Source organism: Streptomyces sp. DSM 15324 (genome assembly GCF_001514285.1).
Taxonomy (GTDB): Bacteria; Actinomycetota; Actinomycetes; order Streptomycetales; family Streptomycetaceae; genus Streptomyces.
Window position 1 is genome coordinate 325,040 of sequence record NZ_KQ949030.1, and the last position, 19,187, is coordinate 344,226.

The 19,187-nt window shown below is 73.0% G+C and carries 18 protein-coding genes; 10 read left to right on the forward strand and 8 right to left on the reverse strand.

The genetic code is table 11. The features are described from left to right. Positions 1 to 10 precede the first annotated feature (10 nt). From AQJ58_RS25560 to AQJ58_RS25580, 5 genes are read left to right on the forward strand one after another with little or no spacing between them, the layout of a single operon-like run. Complete coding sequence (locus AQJ58_RS25560; RefSeq protein WP_234360290.1) at positions 11 to 643, forward strand: hypothetical protein; 633 nt, start codon at positions 11 to 13, stop codon at positions 641 to 643. Next, positions 640 to 3,252, forward strand: coding sequence for a putative PEP-binding protein (locus AQJ58_RS25565; protein WP_067253956.1), 2,613 nt, complete (start codon positions 640 to 642; stop codon positions 3,250 to 3,252). The genes AQJ58_RS25560 and AQJ58_RS25565 overlap by 4 nt, the downstream gene beginning before the upstream one ends. Further along, entirely contained in the window at positions 3,249 to 4,373 is a 1,125-nt protein-coding gene (locus tag AQJ58_RS25570; protein WP_067253959.1) for an acyl-CoA dehydrogenase family protein, read from the forward strand. The genes AQJ58_RS25565 and AQJ58_RS25570 overlap by 4 nt, the downstream gene beginning before the upstream one ends. A gap of 31 nt (positions 4,374 to 4,404) precedes the next feature. After that, positions 4,405 to 4,863 carry a Zn-ribbon domain-containing OB-fold protein gene (locus AQJ58_RS25575; protein WP_067254280.1) on the forward strand — a complete coding sequence of 153 codons (459 nt, stop codon included), beginning with the start codon at positions 4,405 to 4,407 and terminating at the stop codon, positions 4,861 to 4,863. Continuing rightward, complete coding sequence (locus tag AQJ58_RS25580) at positions 4,860 to 6,014, forward strand: thiolase family protein (RefSeq protein ID WP_067253961.1); 1,155 nt, start codon at positions 4,860 to 4,862, stop codon at positions 6,012 to 6,014. The genes AQJ58_RS25575 and AQJ58_RS25580 overlap by 4 nt, the downstream gene beginning before the upstream one ends. Before the next feature lie 81 nt (positions 6,015 to 6,095). Here AQJ58_RS25580 and AQJ58_RS25585 read toward each other — a convergent pair whose 3' ends face one another. Beyond that, positions 6,096 to 6,743, reverse strand: coding sequence for a TetR/AcrR family transcriptional regulator (locus tag AQJ58_RS25585; RefSeq protein ID WP_234360291.1), 648 nt, complete (start codon positions 6,741 to 6,743; stop codon positions 6,096 to 6,098). A 145-nt stretch (positions 6,744 to 6,888) separates the two neighbouring features. On the opposite strand from AQJ58_RS25585, the gene AQJ58_RS25590 reads away from it, so the two are divergent. Next, entirely contained in the window at positions 6,889 to 7,494 is a 606-nt protein-coding gene (locus AQJ58_RS25590; protein WP_067253967.1) for a TetR/AcrR family transcriptional regulator, read from the forward strand. 233 nt (positions 7,495 to 7,727) lie between these two features. Here AQJ58_RS25590 and AQJ58_RS25595 read toward each other — a convergent pair whose 3' ends face one another. The 3 genes from AQJ58_RS25595 to AQJ58_RS25605 are packed head-to-tail and all read right to left on the reverse strand — an operon-like array spanning position 7,728 to position 11,166. Next, positions 7,728 to 9,137: a 2-oxo acid dehydrogenase subunit E2 gene (locus AQJ58_RS25595; RefSeq protein WP_067254283.1), complete on the reverse strand. Its 1,410-nt coding sequence runs from the start codon at positions 9,135 to 9,137 to the stop codon at positions 7,728 to 7,730. Between the two features lie 5 nt (positions 9,138 to 9,142). Further along, positions 9,143 to 10,156 (reverse strand): alpha-ketoacid dehydrogenase subunit beta, encoded by a 1,014-nt coding sequence (locus tag AQJ58_RS25600; protein ID WP_067253970.1) that lies wholly within the window; start codon positions 10,154 to 10,156, stop codon positions 9,143 to 9,145. A gap of 5 nt (positions 10,157 to 10,161) precedes the next feature. Continuing rightward, entirely contained in the window at positions 10,162 to 11,166 is a 1,005-nt protein-coding gene (locus tag AQJ58_RS25605) for a thiamine pyrophosphate-dependent dehydrogenase E1 component subunit alpha (protein WP_324613825.1), read from the reverse strand. A 704-nt stretch (positions 11,167 to 11,870) separates the two neighbouring features. Between AQJ58_RS25605 and AQJ58_RS25615 the strand changes: the two genes are divergently transcribed. The 4 genes from AQJ58_RS25615 to AQJ58_RS25630 all read left to right on the forward strand — a co-directional run bounded on the left by AQJ58_RS25615 (position 11,871) and on the right by AQJ58_RS25630 (position 16,165). Further along, positions 11,871 to 13,169, forward strand: coding sequence for an aromatic ring-hydroxylating oxygenase subunit alpha (locus AQJ58_RS25615; protein WP_067253974.1), 1,299 nt, complete (start codon positions 11,871 to 11,873; stop codon positions 13,167 to 13,169). Between the two features lie 29 nt (positions 13,170 to 13,198). Continuing rightward, positions 13,199 to 13,990 (forward strand): SDR family NAD(P)-dependent oxidoreductase, encoded by a 792-nt coding sequence (locus tag AQJ58_RS25620; protein ID WP_067253976.1) that lies wholly within the window; start codon positions 13,199 to 13,201, stop codon positions 13,988 to 13,990. A 52-nt stretch (positions 13,991 to 14,042) separates the two neighbouring features. Continuing rightward, entirely contained in the window at positions 14,043 to 15,779 is a 1,737-nt protein-coding gene (locus AQJ58_RS25625; protein WP_067253979.1) for a PEP-utilizing enzyme, read from the forward strand. 71 nt (positions 15,780 to 15,850) lie between these two features. Beyond that, complete coding sequence (locus AQJ58_RS25630) at positions 15,851 to 16,165, forward strand: putative quinol monooxygenase (RefSeq protein WP_067254286.1); 315 nt, start codon at positions 15,851 to 15,853, stop codon at positions 16,163 to 16,165. Here AQJ58_RS25630 and AQJ58_RS25635 read toward each other — a convergent pair. The 4 genes from AQJ58_RS25635 to AQJ58_RS25650 are packed head-to-tail and all read right to left on the reverse strand — an operon-like array spanning position 16,148 to position 19,166. Then, a complete protein-coding gene (locus AQJ58_RS25635; protein ID WP_079079224.1) occupies positions 16,148 to 17,221 on the reverse strand; it encodes an NADP-dependent oxidoreductase in 1,074 nt (357 codons plus the stop codon). The genes AQJ58_RS25630 and AQJ58_RS25635 overlap by 18 nt on opposite strands. Before the next feature lie 5 nt (positions 17,222 to 17,226). Beyond that, positions 17,227 to 17,442, reverse strand: coding sequence for a transposase (locus tag AQJ58_RS25640; protein WP_067253981.1), 216 nt, complete (start codon positions 17,440 to 17,442; stop codon positions 17,227 to 17,229). A gap of 6 nt (positions 17,443 to 17,448) precedes the next feature. Further along, complete coding sequence (locus tag AQJ58_RS25645) at positions 17,449 to 17,763, reverse strand: 2Fe-2S iron-sulfur cluster-binding protein (RefSeq protein WP_067253983.1); 315 nt, start codon at positions 17,761 to 17,763, stop codon at positions 17,449 to 17,451. Then, positions 17,760 to 19,166 carry an aromatic ring-hydroxylating oxygenase subunit alpha gene (locus AQJ58_RS25650; RefSeq protein ID WP_234360292.1) on the reverse strand — a complete coding sequence of 469 codons (1,407 nt, stop codon included), beginning with the start codon at positions 19,164 to 19,166 and terminating at the stop codon, positions 17,760 to 17,762. The genes AQJ58_RS25645 and AQJ58_RS25650 overlap by 4 nt, the downstream gene beginning before the upstream one ends. Positions 19,167 to 19,187: the final 21 nt, after the last annotated feature.

Below are 19,187 nucleotides of genomic sequence, written 5' to 3' on the forward strand. Positions count from 1 at the left end.
AGGTGTGGCGATGCATGCAGCTGCCGTGGACCTTCCGGACGCCTCGGACGAGGCCCTCACCGAAGCCGTCGTCGACCTCGTTCTGCGTGGCATGTGGCGCGGTCGGCCGGATTCCGAGTACCGGCCGATGGCCGACGCCGGGCTGGCGACGGTGAAGGGTCCGGTGGTCCTGCCCACCGAGCGGGCCAAGGCCGCCGTCGCACAGCTGCTGCGGGTTGCCGCGGGCTCCGAGCAGGAGGAGAAGATCACCGCGGCGTACGAGGCGTTCCTGCCGGTCAACCGGAGGATCCGGGACGTGTGCACGGCATGGCAGTGCCGCCCCGACGGCACCGCCAACGACCATTCCGACGAGGTCTACGACGCCGAGGTACGCGAGTCGCTGGAGGACGTGCACGAGGCCATCCAGCCCGTCCTGCGCAGGCTGGACCGGGTGCTCGCGGGCAGCGGGCGCTATCTGACGGCCCTGGAGAACGCCCTCGACCGCTTCGACGACGGCGCCCCGCAGTGGCTGGCGTCACCCCTGTGCGACTCGTACCACACCGTGTGGATGCGGCTGCACCAGGAGCTGCTGCTCGTGCTGGGCATCAGCCGGGCCGAGGACGAGGCCCGGGAAGAGGAGCTGGTCACCAGGGGCCGGGGATGAGCGTCACCGGCCGCGAGGCGGGCCCGCTCGCACCCTCCGAGGCGCCCGGCGTGCCCCCCGGCGCCACCGCGCCGCCGGGGGCCCCCGGCCGGATCCTGGTGCCGTACGGCCAGGGACGGATCCGGGGCCTCGGCGCCGACGACCTGGGCGCGCACGGCGCGGCGATGGACCGGCTGGTGAGCCTGGGCCTGCCGGTCGTGCCGGGGCTCACCGTGCCCGCGGGCGCCGCCGCGTCCCTGGCGGAGTCCGACACCGCCGAGGCCGCCGTGGCTCTGGTCGAGCAGCTCTCGGGGCGGCGGATCGCCGACCTGGCCCGGCCGCTGCTGCTGCGCCTGTCGGCGAGCGCGCCGACCGGGATCGCGGGACTGCCGCCCGACCTCGCCTGTCTCGGCGTCACCCCCGCCGGCGCCGACGGCCTGTGCGCCGTCATCGGGAGCGAGGACGCGCTGTACGACGTGTGGGCCGCCACCGTGCGCGTGATCGCCGAGTACGCCCTCGATGTCCCCGGTGCGCTGCTCGACGACGCCCTCCTGGACACCCCGGGGCCGCGGGCCCGGGTGAAGGTGCTGCTGTCCCTGGTGGCGGAGCACGGCTCCCGGCCCTTCCCCGACGACCCGGCACAGCAGGTGGCGCTGGCCGCCCGTGCCCTCCTCGCCCGATGGGACTCGCCGCGTGCGAGAAGGTCCCGCCGGGCCCAGCGCCTCCCCGCCGACCTGGCCGTCGCCCTGCATGTGCAGGCCCTGCGCATCGGCCCGGCGGACCATTCGGGCTACGGCACGGCGGTCAGCCGTGACCCCGAGACCGGGCGCCTGTGCCCGCAGGGCTCCTTCTTCCGCGGGGTCCGCCGCAGCGCCCCGCCGCCGCACACCGGTGAACCGCTGGACCGGCTCGCGGGCGGCACCGCGCTGCTGGAGCACTGCCTGCTCACCCTGGAGCGCCATCTGGGCGCACCGGTCTCGGTCGACTTCGAGCTGCGCGACGACGAGATCTCCCTGCTCTCCGCCTCCGCCCAACTCCGCCCACCGCTGCGGGCGTCGGTGTGTCTGGCCGCGGACCTGGCCCGGGACGGGGCACTCGGCCGGGAGGAGGCCGTCCGGCGGATCACCCCCGCGCAGGTACAGGAACTGCTGCACCCCCGACTGCGGCTGACCGGTGGCGAGGAGCTCCTGGTGAAGGGGCTGCCCGCGGCGCCGGGTGCCGCGTCCGGGGCGGTGGTGCTCTCCAGTGAACGGGCCCTCGAACTGGCCGCGGACGGCACCCCGGTCGTCCTGGTGGCCGCCGAGACGACGCCGGCCGACGTGCCCGGCATGCTGGCCTCCGCGGCCGTGCTGACCGGCAGCGGCGGAATCGCCTCGCACGCCGCCGTGGTGGCGCGCGGCGCCGGCAAGCCCGCCGTGTGCGGCGCCGAGGGACTGCGCGTGGACCTCGCCACCGGGACCGTCCGCTTCGGGGAGCGCGTGGTGCGCGAGGGCGCCCCCGTCTCACTCGACGGCCGCACCGGCGCGGTCTACGCCGGACGGCTCGACGTCGGCGTGGCCGGCCCGCCGCCCGAACTGTCCACCGTGCTCGCCTGGGCGGACGGGGTGCGCCGACTCGGCGTGCGGGCCAACGCCGACACGGCGGCCGAGGTGGAGACGGCCCTCGCCCTGGGCGCCGAGGGTGTCGGGCTGTGCCGGACGGAGCACCAGTTCCTCGGCGAGCGGCTGCCGCTGATCCGCCGGGTGCTGCTCGCCGCCGACCCGGCCGCGCGTGCGGAGGCCCTGGTGGCGCTGGAGCGCGCACAGTACGAGGACTTCCGGGCGCTGCTGGCCGCCGTGGGCGGACGGCCGGTGACCGTGCGCCTGCTGGACGCCCCGCTGCACGAGTTCCTGCCCGCCCCCGGCGAGGCCCTGGACGCGGCCGACGCGCTGCGGGCCGACGCGCTGCGGGAGGCGAACCCGATGCTCGGGCTGCGCGGGGTGCGGCTGGCGCTGCTGCACGAGCGGCTCTACCCGGCACAGGCCGAGGCACTCTTCGCCGCCTGGGCCGATGTCGCCGCCACCGGGGTGCGGCCGGAACTGGAGGTGATGATCCCGCTCGTCAGCCTGCCGGAGGAACTGGCCGCCGCGGCCGAGTACGTACGTGACGCCGCCGCCGCGGTCGCCGCCCGCACCGGGGTGGAGGTCCCCTACCGGCTCGGCACGATGATCGAGACCCCGCGAGCCGCGCTGCTGGCCGGCGAACTCGCCGAGCACGCCGAGTTCTTCTCCTTCGGCACCAACGACCTCACCCAGCTCACCTACGGGTTCTCCCGGGACGACGTCGAACGCCAGGTGCTCGCCCCGTACCAGGAACGCGGGTTCCTGACCGCGAGCCCGTTCGCCCGGCTGGACCCGCACGGGGTGGGCGCCCTGGTCGCCCTGGCGGCCGAGCGGGCCCGGGAGGTACGGCCCGGCATCAAACTGGGCGTGTGCGGTGAGCACGGCGGTGACCCCGAGTCGATCGCGTTCTGCGACCGCCTCGGCCTCGACTACGTCTCCTGTTCGGCGCACCGGGTGCCGGTGGCCCGGATGGCGGCCGCGCACAGCGCCCTGGACGAACGCGACGACACGAGCGGGGGCACCCGATGACGAGCACCGTGGCCGACGCCGACGGCACGGCCCTGTCGGACACCGAGCTGGCGGACCTGCGCGAGACCGTTCGCTCGGTGTGCGCGGACGCCGGCGGCACCACCGCGGTCCGCCGGCTGTCCGAGGAGGCCCCGGGCATCGACGCCGGACTGTGGGACACCCTGGGCCGGCAGGTCGGCCTCGCGGCGCTCGGCCTGCCCGCGTCGGCGGGAGGCGTCGGCGGACTCGCCGGGATCGCCGCCGTCTGCGAGGAGCTGGGCAGGACCCTGGCACCGGTTCCGCTGCTGTCCTCCACCGTGCTGGCCGGGCAGGTGCTGGCCGGCTGCGGCACGGCCCACAAGGCGCTGGCCCGGCTGGCGGAGGGCGTCGTCCACGCCCTGGCGGCGGTCGCGCCCGACGGGACGTGGCGGCCCGACGCCGTGCCGGTGACCGTCACCTGGCAGGGCGGCGCCCCGTTGCTGGAGGGCACCGCGCCGTTCGTCCTCGACGGCGCGGACGCCGAGGCGCTGGTGGTGGCCGCGGCCGGGACCGACGGCGTCGACCTCTTCCTGGCCGATCCGCGCGCGCCGGGGGTCACGGTGCGCCGGGTGCCCACGCTGGACCTCAGCCGGGGCCAGGCGGTGGTCACGTTCCACCGGGCCCGGGCCCGGGCGTCGACCGCCGGCGGCGAGGGGGCGGAGATCGTGTCCCGCGCGCTGGACGTGGCCCTGGTGGCGCTGGCCGCCGAACAACTGGGCGGAGCTCAGGCCGCCTTGGACATGACGGTGGCCCACGTACGCGACCGTATCCAGTTCGGCAGGGCGATCGGCGGCTTCCAGGCGGTCAAGCACGCCTGTGCCGACATGCTGCTCCAGGTCGAGGCCGCCCGGTCGGCCGTGGTGCGCGCGGTCCGGGCGGACGGCTCGCCCCGGGCGCTGGCCGAGGCGGCGGCGGTGGCACAGGCGTGGTGCGCCGAGGCGTTCGTCTCCGTCGCCGCCGAGTGCGTGCAGCTGCACGGCGGGATGGGCTTCACCTGGGAGCACGACGCCCACCTGTACTTCCGGCGCGCCCAGTCCGACGCGGTGCTGCTGGGGGGCGCCGCGCACCATCGGGAGCGGCTGGCCGCACTGCTGGGCTGGTGACGTGGATGAGACGTGGACGAAGGGAGGGAACATGACCGGCAGGCTCATTGACGAGTCGTTGTTCGAGATCCGGGAGTACGCCGACGGGGGACCGCCTCGTCTGGTGGGCGCGCGCTGCTCCGGCTGCGGCACCGTCGTCTTCCCCCGGCAGGACTCGTGCCCCCGGTGTCCGGACGGGACGATGGCGGAGCGGGTGCTGCCGGTGAGCGGGCGGGTGTGGTCGTGGACGCGCCAGGCGTTCGCGCCGAAACCGCCGTACCGGCTGCCCTCCGAGGGTCACCGGCCGTACCACGTGGGCTATGTGGACCTGGACGAGGTGCTGGTGGAAGCGTTGCTGGCGGTGTCCCGCGAGGAGATCCGGATCGGCCTGCCGGTTCGGCTGACCACGGTGCCGGCCTATCGCGAGGAGGGCGGAACCGAGGTGGTGACCTTCGCGTTCCGCGCGGAGCGGGACGGGGAGCGGGACGGGGAGCGGGACGGGGAGCGATGAACCGGCACGACGACGTGTACGTGGTCGGCTGCGGGATGCATCCCTTCGGCCGCGACGAGAGCGTCACCGGCATGGACATGGCCGAGCGGGCGGCGCGCTCGGCGCTGGCCGACGCCGGTGTCGCCTGGCAGGACATCGGCTACGCGGCCGGCGGCTCCGACGTGTCCGGCAAGCCCGACACCCTGGTGGGCCGGCTGGGACTGACCGGGGTGCCGTTCGTCAACGTGCAGAACGGCTGCGCGACCGGCGCCTCCACCGTGCTCGCGGTGGCCAACGCGCTCCGTGCGGGTGAGGCGGAGCTGGGCCTCGCGGTGGGGTTCGACAAGCATGAGCGGGGCGCGTTCCACGTCTCCGCGGCCCGCTACGGCCTGGGCGACTGGTACGCGGAGACCGGCCTGATGCTGACCACCCAGTTCTTCGCGCTGAAGACCCGCCGGTACCTGTACGAGCACGGCCTCTCCGAGCGGGCGCTGGCGATGGTCGCGGCGCGGGCCTTCCGCAACGGCGCCCGGCATCCGCTGGCCTGGCGTCGCACGCCGCTGACGGAACGGGAGATCCTCGACTCCGCCGAGGTCAGTCCGCCGCTCACCCAGTACATGTTCTGCTCGCCGGGTCAGGGCGCGGCGGCCCTGGTGCTGGCGCTCGGTGACCGCGCCTTCGATCTGTGCGAACGACCCGTGAGACTGGCGTCGTTGGCTTTCCGGACCCGGCGGTTCGGTTCGTTCGAGGTGTTCTCTCCCTGGTTGCCGCCGGGACCGCACCACAGCCCCAGCGTCGATGCCGCCGAGGCGGCCTTCCGCACGGCGGGGCTGCGGCCGGCGGACGTACAGGTGGCCCAGCTGCAGGACACGGACAGCGGCTCGGAGCTGGTCCACCTGGCGGAGACCGGGCTGTGCGGCCACGGCGAGCAGGAGGAGTTGCTGGCCTCCGGGGGCACCGAACCCACGGGCCGGATACCGGTCAACACCGATGGCGGGTGTCTGGCCGGCGGCGAGCCCGTCGGCGCCTCCGGGCTGCGCCAGTTCCACGAGGTCGTACGGCAGTTGCAGGGCCGGGCCCCTGGTCCGCAGGTACCGGGCGCCCCCCGGGTGGGCTTCACCCACGTGTACGGGGCGCCCGGGATCAGCGCGTGTGCGGTCCTGACGGTGTGAAGGGGCGCCCCTGGACTCGCCCACCGCCGACCGCTGACCGTCGTCCGGCGACCCCGAGCGACCCTGCCCCGGCCTTTGTCGCTACGACCGCGCCGGTTTCGGCTCGGCCGCGACGATGCGCAGGGCCAGCTCCCTGACCGCCTCCTGCACGGCCCGGGAGGGCAGCTGGGCCAGCGGTCCGCCTTCCGCCCGCAACGCGGTGACGAGCACCGTCGTACTGATCAGTGTGCGGACCGCGAGCGCGTTCGCCGCGTGCCGGGCCTTCGCCGCCCGGGGGCTGCGGGTGGTGCCCACCGGCAGATAGTCGTAGCCGCGCTGGATGTGCCGCTGCTCGAACTCGTCCCGCAGCGCCTTGACGCTGCCGTTGGCGGAGGCGATCTGGACCTGGTAGAGCCGGGCCTCGTCGGGATTGTGCTCCACCCATGCCCACACGGCGTCGATGACGCGGACCAGGCCCTCGGCGTCACCCGGCGCGGAGTCCGGCCGGGCCGCCTCCACGACCGCGTTCAGCTGGTCGAAGACCCGGCGCATGGCCAGTTCGAGCAGCTCTTCCTTGCCGTCGAAGTGGTAGTAGACGGCTGTCGGGACCACCTGGGCCTCGTCCGCGATGTCCTGGATGCTGGTCTCCGCGAACCCGGTGCGGCCGAACACCCGCACGGCCGCGGTGATGATGTGCTGCCGCCGCGAGGGCCTGTGGGCGGGCTGCTTGCCGTTCTCCGTGGTGGCCATCATGCTCCCTGCCCGCTGCCGTCGGCCCCGGCCCCCGTGGGGCCCTGGTACTGACCAGTCTATCCAGTAACTCCGACCGGCCGTGCGCACGATTCCTTCTGCACCTTGGGCTCCGGGGCGCCCGGACGTCGGCATACTTGACAGCATGACGACATCCGGACCCCGCGCAGCCCACCGTCCCTCACGCAAGCAGTGGGTGATCGAGGCAGCCACGGAGTTGTTCGCCACCCAGTCCCCGGACGAGGTGACGGTGGCCGACATCGCCTCGCGTGCGGAGATGACCTCGGCCGCGGTGTACTACCACTTCTCGTCCAAGGACCAGATCCTGGCGGAGGCCATGCGGGCGTTCGCCGCCGCGCTGCGCGAGCGCCTGCAGGCGCTCACCGAGGCCCACGAGCCCGGCTCGGACATCGGGGCGCCGGTCACCGTCCTGCTGGCCTGGATGGGCGAACACCGCTCCGCCGCCACGGTGTTCTTCGTGTCGTCGGCCGGGATGAGCCAGGAGGCGGAGTCGCTGCGCCACCAGAGCCGTACGGAGGTGCTGGACGAACTGGTGCGACTGATCCGCAAGGCCCGCGCGTCGGTCTCCGACGCCGAGGCGGCGGTGATCGGCCTCGGCCTGCTGGCGCTGCTGGAGACCGCGGCGGTCTCGCAGGTCCGCAGCGACGACGTCTACCGGTCGCTCGGGCACCGCTCCTTCGGCCGCGAGGTCGGCGCTCTCGCGGAGCGGATCGCCGGCCCCGTCCGTTAGGGGCTGTCCGGCGGATCATGCCGCAGACGCGGGGTCTGGCACGCCCACCTGCGGCGTTGTCGTCGGTTGCCGACTCCCCCACGCTCGGCTTCGCTCGCGCGGGCGGGACCCCCCTCGCGTCGACGCCCTCCTCCGCCTTGCAGTTGAACGCACCAGACCCCGCTCACCTGGGCCGATGAGTCACCGCTGCTTTCCTGCGACTTGATCCGCCGGCACAGCCCCTGGCGGCCGGGTCACACCAGCAGGCGCAGGGGTCTGCTCAGCAGCCCGCCGACCGTGCGCAGGTACTCCGCGGCGGGCGCCCCGTCGACGGCACGGTGGTCGAAGGTGAGGCTCAGCGTGAGCACGCGCGTCCGCAGCGGCCGGTCGTCCACCCACTCGACACCGTCCCTGAGCCGGCCCACCCCGAGGATCGCGACGTTGCCGGGGTTGATCACCGGGGTGAAGAAGTCGACGCCGTATCCGCCCAGCGAGGTGACGGTGAAGGTGGCGCCCTCCAGGTGCGCGGGCGAGATCCGCCCTTCGCGGGCGGCCTGGGCCAGGGCTTTCGACCGGCGCGTGATCTCGGCCAGCGGCAGCGCCGCCGCGTCCTCGATCACGGGGACCATGAGGCCGCCCGGCACGGCCACCGCGAATCCCAGGTGGATGCCGTCGAGCAGATGGATCCCGTCCTCCCGGACCGTCGCGTTGAGCAGGGGGTGCTCGCGCAGGGCCAGGGCCGCCGCCTTCAGCAGGAAGTCGCCCAGGCTGGGCACCGGCAGTTCGCCGTCGGCCCACTCCTCCTTGAGCCGGTCCCGCAGGGACACCACGGCGTCCATCCGCACCTCGTAGCCGTGCGTCAGCTGGGCCATCTCCTGGAGGCTGGCGTGCATCCGGCGGGCGATGGTGCCGCGCATCCCGGTGAGCGGGAGGACGTCCCCGGGCCGGGGGTCCGTGTTCCGCCGTGCGGGCGCCGCAGCGGTCGCATCGAGGTCGGAGCGGCGTATCCGGCCGCCCGGACCCGTGCCGTTCACCTCCGACAGGTCGATGCCGCGTTCCTTCGCGAGCTTGCGGACCAGCGGCGAGGTGGGCGTGCCGCCGGGCGGGACGGGGGCGTCGGGGTGCGCGACGAGGAACTCCTCCACGTCCTCGGAGACGATCCGGCCGCCCGGACCCGTGCCGTGTACGGCGGTCAGGTCGACGCCGGCGGCCGCGGCGACCCGCCGGGCGTTCGGCGACGACAGAAGGCGGCCCGTGGGGCCTGGGGGCGCGGGCGCCCCGGCGGCTTCCCCGGCACGCTCGGCGCCACCCGGGGCAGGCGGGGCGCCCGTACCCGCGCCGCCGCCCGGTGCGGCCGTGATGGCCGCTTCCGGGGCGGACGCGGCCCCGGGGGGTGCCGGCGTGCCCAGGGTCTCCGGTGGCTGCTCGCCCTGCGCCAGCAGCCAGCCGATCAGGGCCCCCGCCGGCACGGTGGCCCCCGCCGCGACCACGGGGTGGAACAGTCCCCCGGCCTCCGCCTCGACGTCCACGTCGACCTTGTCGGTGGCCAGCCGGAGCAGGGGCTCACCCTCGGCGACCGCCGTGCCGGCCGGCACCAGCCATTCGTCGATCGTGCCTTCCTGCATGGTCAGCCCGATCTTCGGCAGCAGAACCTCGATCGCCACGTCGGTCACGACCTTTCGAGGAGGCGCCGGCAGCCCTGGGCGATACGGGCGCGGTCGGGCACGTACGCCTTCTCCAGGACGGGTGAGAAGGGCACCGGGGAGAAGGGGGCGCCGATGCGCAGGACCGGCGCGTCCAGGTGGTCGAAGACGGTGTCCTGGATCTGGGCGGCGATCTCCGCCCCGAGTCCGCCGAAGGTGACGGCCTCGTGCACCACGAGCGCCCGGTTGGTACGGCGGACGGAGGCGAACATCGTCTCGGTGTCCAGCGGCTGCACGGTGCGCGGGTCGATCACCTCGACGTCCACGCCCTCGGCGGCGAGTTCGTCGGCCGCCGCGAGGGCCTCCCCCACCATGCGGCCGAGGGCGATCACGGTGACGTCGGAGCCGTGCCGTGCGGTGTGCGCCTGTCCCAGCGGGATGCCGTAGATCTCCTCGGGCACCTCGCCGGCGCTGCCCAGCAGGACCTTGTTGAGCATGACGACGACCGGGTTGTCGTCCCGGATGGCGGAGACGGTCAGGCCCTTGGCGGTGTACGCGTCGCACGGCATCACCACCTTGAGGCCGGGCACATGGGCGAGCCAGGCCTCCAGGCTCTGGCTGTGCTGGGCCGCGGCTCCGAGGCCCGCCCCGGAGGCGGTGGTGATGGTGAGCGGCACGGACAGCGCGCCGCCGAACATGTACTTCATCTTCGCCGCCTGGTTGACGATCTGGTCGAGGCAGACGCCGATGAAGTCCATGAACATCAGGTCGACGACGGGGCGCAGCCCCCGGGCGGCGGCCCCCACTCCGAGGCCGACGAGGGCGGCTTCGGAGATCGGGGTGTCGATCATTCGGCGGGGGCCGAACTCCTCCAGCAGGTTGTCGAACATGCGGAACACGCCGCCGTATCCGGCCACGTCCTCCCCGGCGACGAAGACGTTGTCGTCCTCGCGCATGGCTTGCGCGAGACCCTCGTTGAAGGCCTTGACGTAGGTGAGTTTGCGCGTGGCGACGGCCGGTGCTTCGGCGGTGGTGGTCATGGCGGTCATCCCGAGTAGACGTTGAGCAGCAGGTCGGCGGGGTCGGGCGGCGGGCTCGCCTCGGCGTACGCGATGGCGTCGGCGATCTCGTCGCGCGTGCGCTGCCATACGTCGTCCAGTTCCGCGCGGGTCGCGGTGCCGTCGGCGAGCGCGAGCGCCTCGATCAGGTCGATGGGGTCGCGCGCCTTCCACTCGGCGACCTCCTCGTCCGAGCGGTAGGGATGCCGCAGGCCCTTGACGCCCTGGTGGTCGAAGTAGCGGTAGGTCTTGGCCTCGATCATCATCGGCCCCGCGCCGGACCGGGCCCGCGCGACGGCCTCGGTGGCGGCGCGATGGACGGCCACCGCGTCCATGCCGTCGACGATCACGCTCGGCATGCCGTAGGCGGCGGCCCGGTCCGCGACATCGGTGAGCAGCATGTGCCCGGACTGCGGGGTGAACTCGGCGTAGCCGTTGTTCTCGCAGACGAAGACCACGGGCAGGCCGAGGATCGCGGCCATGTTGGCGCCCTCGTGGAAGGCGCCGATGTTGGTGGCGCCGTCCCCGAAGAAGGTCACGGCGACGCTGTCCTCGCCCTTGTACCGGGCGGCGAAGGCGGCGCCCACCGCGATCGGGACACCGGCCCCGACGATGCCGTTCGCCCCCAGCATGCCGCGGGTGAGGTCGTTGATGTGCATGCTTCCGCCCCGGCCGAGGCAGGCTCCGGTGACCCGGCCGTACAGCTCGGCGTACATCTCGCGGAAACCGACGCCCTTGGCCACGGCGTGTCCGTGGCCGCGGTGCGTGGAGGTGATCTGGTCGTCGTCGCGCAGGGCCGCCATCACGCCGGCGGCGACGGCTTCCTGGCCGACATACAGGTGCAGGAAGCCGGGCAGCCTGCCCGCCTCCATCAGTTTTCCCGCCTCCGTCTCGAACAGCCGGATGCGCACCATGCGTTCATGGAGGTCTCTGATGGTCGCGGTGCTGACCTGCGGGGATTTCTTCGATGCCGTCGACGCTCGTTGAGCCATCGTCCGCCCCTTCGCCCGAGGGAGGTTGCCAAGCAATCGGACTTACTAGTGCCGGTCTACAGTAACCAGCAGGGGCACCTTACTGAATGGCGTCTCTAATTACTACGCCCCGGACGCGGGCGGTCGCCGCGCCGGTCCGCCAACTCCACGGCATCGCCTTCCGGATCAGCCCAGAAGCTGATCCGCCGCCCGCGCGCCCGGACGACCCACGGGTCCGACAGGGGCCGCGCGCCCGCGCCGGGCAGCACCGCGACCAAGGGGTCCATGTCGTCGACAGGGAAGGTGAGGTACGACAGCCCCGGCCGCCCGGCGAGCACGGGCTCCGCGCCCGGCGACACCGGCGCCGACCGGGGGAGGATCAGCTTGACGCCCCCCGGAGGGCACCTTCAGCCAGACGACCACCAGCTCGCCGCCGAGCCCCGCCGGTCCGCCGACGGAGGCCGGCACGCGCGAGCGGTGCCCGGCTCGACAGCCGATCACCGCGCTGTAGAAGCGCTCCATCAGCTCCAGGTCCCGGACCACCACACCGACCTCGAACGGCCGCGTCATGACGCTCACCCGCACCCCCACGGGACACCCGGCGGCAACTTCGCCACTTTCTATTGACAGACCACACTAAGTCCTGTTGCAGTTTCGGACACAACCCAGCTGTCGCGTTCCCGAGCCGGTCGCCGGCTCGCGGCTGGGAGGATTGTGAGGACATCGTGGTCCAGACCAGTTCACCGGAGATTCGGGAAGCAGCCGCCGCGCTCAGGTCACCGGCCTCCACCCCCTCCACCCCCGCCTACTCGTCGTGGATCAGCCGGGACCGGTCCACCGACGCCGCGTCCGAGACGATGCGGCGGGAGGCGGCCGAACTCGTCGAGCGGGTGGTGGCGCACTACCGCGCCAACACGACGCACGAGGCGGACGGCCAGTGGACGGAACCCGTCGCCCACTACCTCGACGCCGACCGCTGGCAGCGCGAGACGGACGCCGTCCACCGCAGTGTCCCGCTGCCGCTCGCGATGTCCTGCGAGCTTCCCGGGCCGCACACCTACAAGGCGATCGACGTGCTCGGCGTCCCGGTACTGATCACCCGCGACCGGCACGGCGCCGTGCACGCGATGATCAACGCCTGCCGGCACCGGGGCGCCAAGCTCCTCGAACCCGGGTGCGGCGTGTCCAGGCGGCTCACCTGCCCCTACCACTCCTGGTCCTACGACCTGTCCGGTGAGTTGCGGGGCGTGTACGCGGAGAAGACCTTCGGCGAGGTTCCGCGCGAGGGACGCGGCCTGATCGGGCTCCCGGCCGGGGAGCGCGCGGGGATCGTCTTCGTCTCGCTGGACCCGGCGGCCGAGCCGGACCTGGACGGCTGGCTGGGCGATCTGCAGCCGCTGCTGGCGGGCCTGCGGCTCGGGGAGTGCCACCACTACTCCACCAGCGAGCTGACCAGCCCCAACTGGAAGGTCACCCTCGACGGGTATCTGGAGACGTACCACTTCGCCTCGCTGCACCCGAAGACGGTGTTCGAGACGAACCTCTCGAACATGATGGCCCACGACACCTGGGGCCCCCACCAGCGCATCGCGCCCGCCCTGCGCCCCATCGCTCAGGCGGCCGACCTGCCGCCGGAGCAGCGCGACCCCGGGGACTGCGTCGGGCCCATCTACTGGCTCTTCCCGGGCCTCGCGATCGCCGGCGGCTGGCGCCAGAAGATCGCCGTCTCCCTGGTGCTCCCCCGGACGGCCACCGAGTCGGTGACCCAGCAGATCATCCTGCTGCGGGAACCGGCCGTCACCGAGGAGGAACGCCAGGAGGCCGACCGGTTCGGCCAGTGGTTCCACGAGGTGGTCCGCGACGAGGACTACGCGACCACCTACGGAGTCCAGCAGGGCCTGAAGGCCCTCGACGGGACCGACTTCGTCTTCGGACGCAACGAACCCGGGCTCCAGCACTTCCACCGCACCATTCACCAGCACCTGGACAGAGGCGCCGCAGCGGCCTCCGAAGCCGCCAGGTGACGTACCGACAACACTCGCGGGAGAACACCATGGTGGCTACGGGCAGCCTCGACGGACGTGTCGCGGTGATCACGGGCAGCACGCGCAGCATCGGCCGCGCGATCGCCGAGGCCTTCCTGGCCGACGGCGCCACGGTCGTCGTCAGCGGCCGCAGCGAGATCAAGGGCAAGCAGGCCCTGGAGGAGATGGACGCCGGGGACCGGGCCGTCTTCCACCCCTGCGACGCGGGCAGCCAGGAGGACATCGAGGGCCTCGCCGACTTCGCCGCCGAGCGCTTCGGCCGGCTCGACATCTGGGTCAACAACGCGGGCGGCACCCAGGGCTTCGCCCCCGTGCACGAGCTCAGCGACGAGGCCTGGAACCACGCCCTGGCCTTCAACCTCAACGCCTACTTCTACGGCACCCGCCGGGCGCTGCCGAAGATGCTCGAGGCCGGCTGGGGCCGGATCATCAACATCTCCTCGGTGGAGGGCAAGCAGGCCAACAAGCCGGCGATCAGTCACTACATCACCAACAAGCACGCCATCCACGGACTGACGAAGGCGACCGCCTTCGAGTACGGCACCCAGGGCGTCACCTGCAACGCCATCTGCCCCGGCGCCGTCGACACCGACCTGATGCGGGCCGCGGGGCCGGCCGCCGCCGAGGCCGAGGGCATCAGTTACGAGGAGTGGCTGGGCCGCTTCGCCGAGCATGCCGCCACCAAGAAGATCACCACGGTGGAACAGATCGCGGCCGTGGCCTCGCTGCTCGCGAGCGACGCCGGAGCGGGTATCACCGGCGCGCTGATCAGCGTCGACGGCGGAACGGCCCAGTGGTAGGCGCGGGACGGGCAGCGGCAGGCACCGGTACGGACAGCGGGAGATCTCCGTCATGAAGAGCTGGATCACGGACTGGCGGCGCAGTGAGCGACTGCCGCACTACACCCGGGCCAACGCGGGCGAGACCCTGCCGGACCCCGCCAGCCCGCTGGGCTGGACCCTGGTCTGGGGGCGCGGTCTGCAGGGCTGGCGCCAGGGCTTCGTCGGGTTCGGCATCTACCGCGACGAGGAGGTGGCCGGGCCGCGACCGCCGTTCGTCGGCATGTTCGGCGGCCACTTCTACCTCAACCTGTCGCACATGCGGCTGTTCGGCATCCGCATGGGGCAGACGGCGGACCAGATCGACGCGGCCTTCGTCGGTCAGCGTTCCGACACACCTGTCTACGTGGCGCATCCGGACGACGAGGACGAGGAGCTGACCGGCAAGGCGGGCGCGACGCTTCAGCGGATGCTCGGCCAGACCAGTTTCCCCGAGGCCGACGCCGACCGGGAGCGGCTGCGCGCCCTGCGCGCCGCGCGCCCTGACCTGACGCGGTTGTCCGAGGCCGCGTTGGTGGCCCACGCGCGCTCGTTGCTGGACGAGGTGGAGACGACCTTCCGGCGGCACGTCGAGTCGTCGCTGCCCGCGTCGGTCGGGCCCGCCATCCTCGGCCCGCTGTGCGCGAGCGTGGACCGCCCCGGCGCCATGCTCGACCTGATCGGCGGTCTCGGCGACGTCGATTCCGCCTCCCCCTCGACCGGGCTGTGGACGCTGTCGCGCCAGGTGGCGGCCTCGGCGGAGCTGAGCGCGCTGTTCGACCGGGGGCCGGCCGCCGTGGCACAGGCACTGGACGAGGCGACCGGGGACCTGAAGGCGTTCCGTGACTCCTTCGAGGAGTTCCTGGCGGAGTCCGGCGACCGCGGCCCCAACGAGTGGGACATCCACGCGCTGTCCTGGGAGGCGGCGCCCGTCCAGGCGCTGGCCCTGGTCGACCGGATCCGGCACAGCCCGGACGACGCCTCCCCCGCCGCCCGCAACAAGCGGCTGACGGAGGGGCGCGAGCGGACGGCACAGGAGATCCGGGCCCTGCTGCCCGAGGAGACGCGGCCCATGTTCGACGCCGGCATGCACGCCTCCCGGGTGTGGATCCCGGCCCGCGAGCGCACCAAGGCGAACTGCGTCACCGTCGTCAACGAGATCCGCATGGCCGTACGGGAGCTCGGCCGCCGCGGTGTCGACGCGGGGCTGTTCGGCCGGCCCGAGGACGTGATGATGCTGCTGGACAGCGAACTCGACGACTACGTCGCCGCCCCGCGGTCCTTCGCCCCGGTGATCGCACAGCGGCTCCGGGAGTACGCGGCACTGCACGAACTGGAGCCGCCGTTCTTCGTGGCCGACGACGCGCAGACCGAGATCGACCGCTGGCCGCGACGCGCCGGGGAGCGGAGCCCGGCGGCCGTCGAGGGCGACGTGCTCGCGGGTGTGGCCGGCAGTCACGGCACCTACACCGGCAGGGTGCGCGTGGTCACCGACCCGGCCTCGTGCGAGGCGCTGGAGCCCGGTGACGTGCTGGTCGCGCCGATCACGGACGCGGCCTGGACTCCGCTGTTCCTGGTCGCCGGCGCGGCCGTGGTGGACGTGGGCGCGCTCAACAGCCACGCCGTGGTGGTCTGCCGAGAGCTGGGCATCCCGGCGGTGATCTCCGTCGAGGTCGGCACGCGACGGCTGCGGGACGGCATGGTGATCACGGTGGACGGCGATCGGGGAACGGTCACCGTGGACGGCGTGCCGGCCGCGCCCGGCGTGTGAGAAACGCGTGGGCCCGCCGCCCCGGGGGGAGCGGCGGGCCCACGGTCATGACCGCGAAGGGAACACACACCATGGCAGAGGAAGTCATCGTCGCCGGCTGGATGGACTACGCGCCCGGCGAACGCGACCGCATGCTGGAACACCTGGCCGTCCTCGGACACCGGACCCGCGCGGAGGAGCCGGGCTGTCTGGACTACGCGATGACCGCGGACCCGGGCGACGCACGACGGATCCGGGTGTACGAGCGGTGGGCCTCCCAGCAGGCCCTCGACGCGCACTTCGGCACACCCCACATGAAGGACTTCCGGGCCGCCGTCGAGGGGCTCACCCGGGTCGGGGTCAGTCTGGCGGCCCACACCGTGGCCTCGTCACGAGCGCTGCGCTGATCCCCGCGCGGACCGACCGGCGGAGGGGGCCGGTCCGTCCAGCCGTACCAGCATCTTGCCGACGTTGCCGCCGCCCAGCAGCGACAGCAGCGCACCCGCGGCGTTCTCCAGACCGTCCACGACCGTCTCGCGGGCGGTGATCCGGCCCTCGGCGAGCCAGCCCGCGACCCGCCGTTCGAACTCCGGCCGCAGGTCGTCGTGGTCGCGGACGATGAAGCCGCGCAGCGTGAGCCGTTTGAGGACCGCCTGGATCAGCTGGTTGATGTCCGAGGACCGCCGGTCGCCGCCGAACTGCGACATCATGCCGCACAGGGCGACCCGGCCGCCGGGGCGCAGCGCGTGCAGCGCGGCGGCGAGCTGCGCGCCGCCGACGTTGTCGACGTACACGTCGATGCCGTCGGGCGCCAGCCGGGCCAGCGCGTCGCGCACCGGCTCGGCACGGTAGTCCGCGGCCGCGTCGTAGCCGAACTCCTCCACCAGCAGGGCGCACTTGGCGGGGCCGCCGGCGGTCCCGATGACGCGGTCCGCGCCGAGCAGCCGCGCGAACTGGCCGGCGGCGGTGCCGACGGCGCCGGCGGCCGCCGAGACGAGGACCGTGTCGCCCTTGCGCAGCTCCGCGATCCGGGTCAGGCCGACGTACGCGGTGAAGCCCGTCTGGCCGAGCAGGCCCAGCCAGGTGGGCAGCGGGGCGAGTGCGGGGTCGATGCGGCCGGCGCCGTCGACGGCCGCCTCGTCGAGCACGGCCCGCTCCCGCCAGCCGAGCTGGTGACGGACGTACGTGCCCGGCGGGACCGAGGGAGCGCGGCTCTCCTCCACGACACCGAGGGCACGTCCGTCGAGCGGTGAGCCGGGGGTGAAGTTGTGGGTGTAGTGCTTCTCGGTGTTCTCCAGGCGCCCGCGCATGGACGGGTCGACGCTCAGGTAGAGGTTGCGCACGAGCAGTTGCCCCTCGTCCAGGGGCGGCAGCGGGCGTTCCTCCACGGCGAAGTCGCCGGGGACCGGTTCCCCGTCGGGTCGGCGCACCAGGCAGACCACCGGGGTGGTTCGGGGCGTCACCGGGTTCACTCCCCGGACTGACCGCTGACGCGCCGCCGGGCGAGGCGGCCGACCCAGCCGGCCATCTGCAGGTCGGCGTGGCGCAGTTCGCCGTACTGCCACCGGGCCTGGAAGTCGAAGACGCCCCGGGCCCCCGTGCCGGGGTCGGTCACCTCGACCAGTCCGTCCTCGGTGAGCCGGTACACGTGCCCGGTCAGGGGGTGGATCACTTGCTTGGACATGGGGTCTCACTCCTGCACTCGGCGGCGCACGCCGCGCTTGGTCACGGTCACCGGGCCCTCGACCCGGAGCCGGCAGGCGAGCCGGACGACGCCGTCCGCCGTCCTGCGCAGGGCCTCGATGCCCTCGCGTTCCAGCGGGCCCACCGGGGAGCAGTTCTCGGCGCCCGCCTCCACCTGGACGAAGCAGATGCGGCAGGTGCCCTGGCCCCCGCAGACGGTGGGCCACCGGTAGCCGAGCCGCTGGGCGGCGGTGAACAGGTCCTCGCCGTCGAGGACGTCGAGCTCGGCGCCCGACGGGGTGACCCTCACCCGATGGGTCACTTCTCCATCCACCGGTCGAGCGTCCGGTTGAAGTGGCGGATACGGCTCTCCTGGTAGTTGGCCAGCGTGATGCCCGGCTTGCGCATCGCCTTCAGGCCCTGCTGGACGTAGGGCAGGTTCTCGCAGTCCTGGTCGAAGACCGGTCCGAGGACGCCGAGTTCGGGGATGTCGGCGAAGAGCATGTCCTCCGGCACCCAGCGGATCTTCGCCGGCGGCGGCACCTCGCCGGGCCGCTTCGGGGACGACATGAAGATGATTTCGGCGATGCAGGAGTCGGGGTCGAGGCCGTGGGGCCGGAATCGGTAGACGATGTTCGACTTGGCGCCGCCCCAGGGGTTGAAGTTGGGGAACAGCAAGTAGTTGATGGCGTCGAGTAGTTCGGTGTCCGGGGTGTCGGAGAAGTCCTGGTGCGAGGTGACCGCGAGCTGCGCGCGCATCCGCTCGGCGAGGACCTGGCGGGCGGTGCCGCCGGGCGGGATCGCCGGGAGGTTGTCGCCCTCCTGCCGTACCAGGTCACGGCCCTGCGCGGCGGCGTAGAAGGCGCGTGAGTCGTAGAAGGTCTCCAGGACGTCCTCCTCCGTGACGGAGTCCGCCACGTGCGGGCTGGGCGCGCCCTGGATGTTGATCATCCGGTTCCAGTGCGGCTGGTCCGCCATGACGTCGTACTGCGAGTTGGCGTCGGCGAGCCACGGCAGCATCTGCGGGTGGGTGGCGATCACATGGAAGGACTCGATGAACGCGTCCTGTGCGACCTTCCAGTTGCAGGGCAGCACCTTGGCGATGTGGAGCGACTTGTAGCGGGTCTCCAGCGGCCAGATGTAGTAGTCGTCGAAGGTGCCGCGATAGCGGTCGAAGGACTCGGCGTACGGGTCCATGTTGACGAAGACGAAGCCGCGCCAGGTGGCCACCTGGGCCTCGGGCAGGGCGAACTTCTCCGGGCTGACGTGCGGGAAGTCCCAGGCGCAGGGCGGCGTCCGCATCGAGCCGTCGAGGTTCCAGGCGAAGCCGTGGAACGAGCAGCGGAACTCGCCGACGTTGCCGCCGGTGGTGCGCAGTTTGCGTCCGCGGTGCAGGCAGACGTTGACGAAGGCGCGGATCTCCTCGGGGGCCGTGCGGACGACGATGAGGGAGTCGTCACCGATCTCGTAGACCTCGTGGTCGCCGACCTCGGGAATCTCGCTCTCCAGGCAGGCGAACTGCCAGACGCGGCGCCAGACCTGGCGCATCTCGCGTTCGGCCCACTCGCGGGAGGTGAAGCGGGCGGTGTCGATGTCCTCGCTGCCGAGGTGGTCGTTGCGCTCGAACCTCAGGGCGGGGGGAACGGGGCGGCTGTCCTGGTCGAGGTAGTCCTGGACGCTGGGCCCGGGGCACCGTGCGGTACCCAGCTCCGACGTTTCGTCCATCATCTCTCCTCCGGCAGAAAC

Coding starts and splice junctions, on each gene's coding strand:
- AQJ58_RS25590 (WP_067253967.1), top strand. CDS start 6,889: ATGACGACATCCGGACCCCGCGCAGCCCACCGTCCCTCACGCAAGCAG.
- AQJ58_RS25625 (WP_067253979.1), top strand. CDS start 14,043: ATGAAGAGCTGGATCACGGACTGGCGGCGCAGTGAGCGACTGCCGCAC.
- AQJ58_RS25560 (WP_234360290.1), top strand. CDS start 11: ATGCATGCAGCTGCCGTGGACCTTCCGGACGCCTCGGACGAGGCCCTC.
- AQJ58_RS25640 (WP_067253981.1), bottom strand. CDS start 17,442: ATGTCCAAGCAAGTGATCCACCCCCTGACCGGGCACGTGTACCGGCTC.
- AQJ58_RS25580 (WP_067253961.1), top strand. CDS start 4,860: ATGAACCGGCACGACGACGTGTACGTGGTCGGCTGCGGGATGCATCCC.
- AQJ58_RS25570 (WP_067253959.1), top strand. CDS start 3,249: ATGACGAGCACCGTGGCCGACGCCGACGGCACGGCCCTGTCGGACACC.
- AQJ58_RS25650 (WP_234360292.1), bottom strand. CDS start 19,166: ATGGACGAAACGTCGGAGCTGGGTACCGCACGGTGCCCCGGGCCCAGC.
- AQJ58_RS25620 (WP_067253976.1), top strand. CDS start 13,199: ATGGTGGCTACGGGCAGCCTCGACGGACGTGTCGCGGTGATCACGGGC.
- AQJ58_RS25565 (WP_067253956.1), top strand. CDS start 640: ATGAGCGTCACCGGCCGCGAGGCGGGCCCGCTCGCACCCTCCGAGGCG.
- AQJ58_RS25585 (WP_234360291.1), bottom strand. CDS start 6,743: ATGGCCACCACGGAGAACGGCAAGCAGCCCGCCCACAGGCCCTCGCGG.
- AQJ58_RS25630 (WP_067254286.1), top strand. CDS start 15,851: ATGGCAGAGGAAGTCATCGTCGCCGGCTGGATGGACTACGCGCCCGGC.
- AQJ58_RS25605 (WP_324613825.1), bottom strand. CDS start 11,166: ATGGCTCAACGAGCGTCGACGGCATCGAAGAAATCCCCGCAGGTCAGC.
- AQJ58_RS25575 (WP_067254280.1), top strand. CDS start 4,405: ATGACCGGCAGGCTCATTGACGAGTCGTTGTTCGAGATCCGGGAGTAC.
- AQJ58_RS25600 (WP_067253970.1), bottom strand. CDS start 10,156: ATGACCACCACCGCCGAAGCACCGGCCGTCGCCACGCGCAAACTCACC.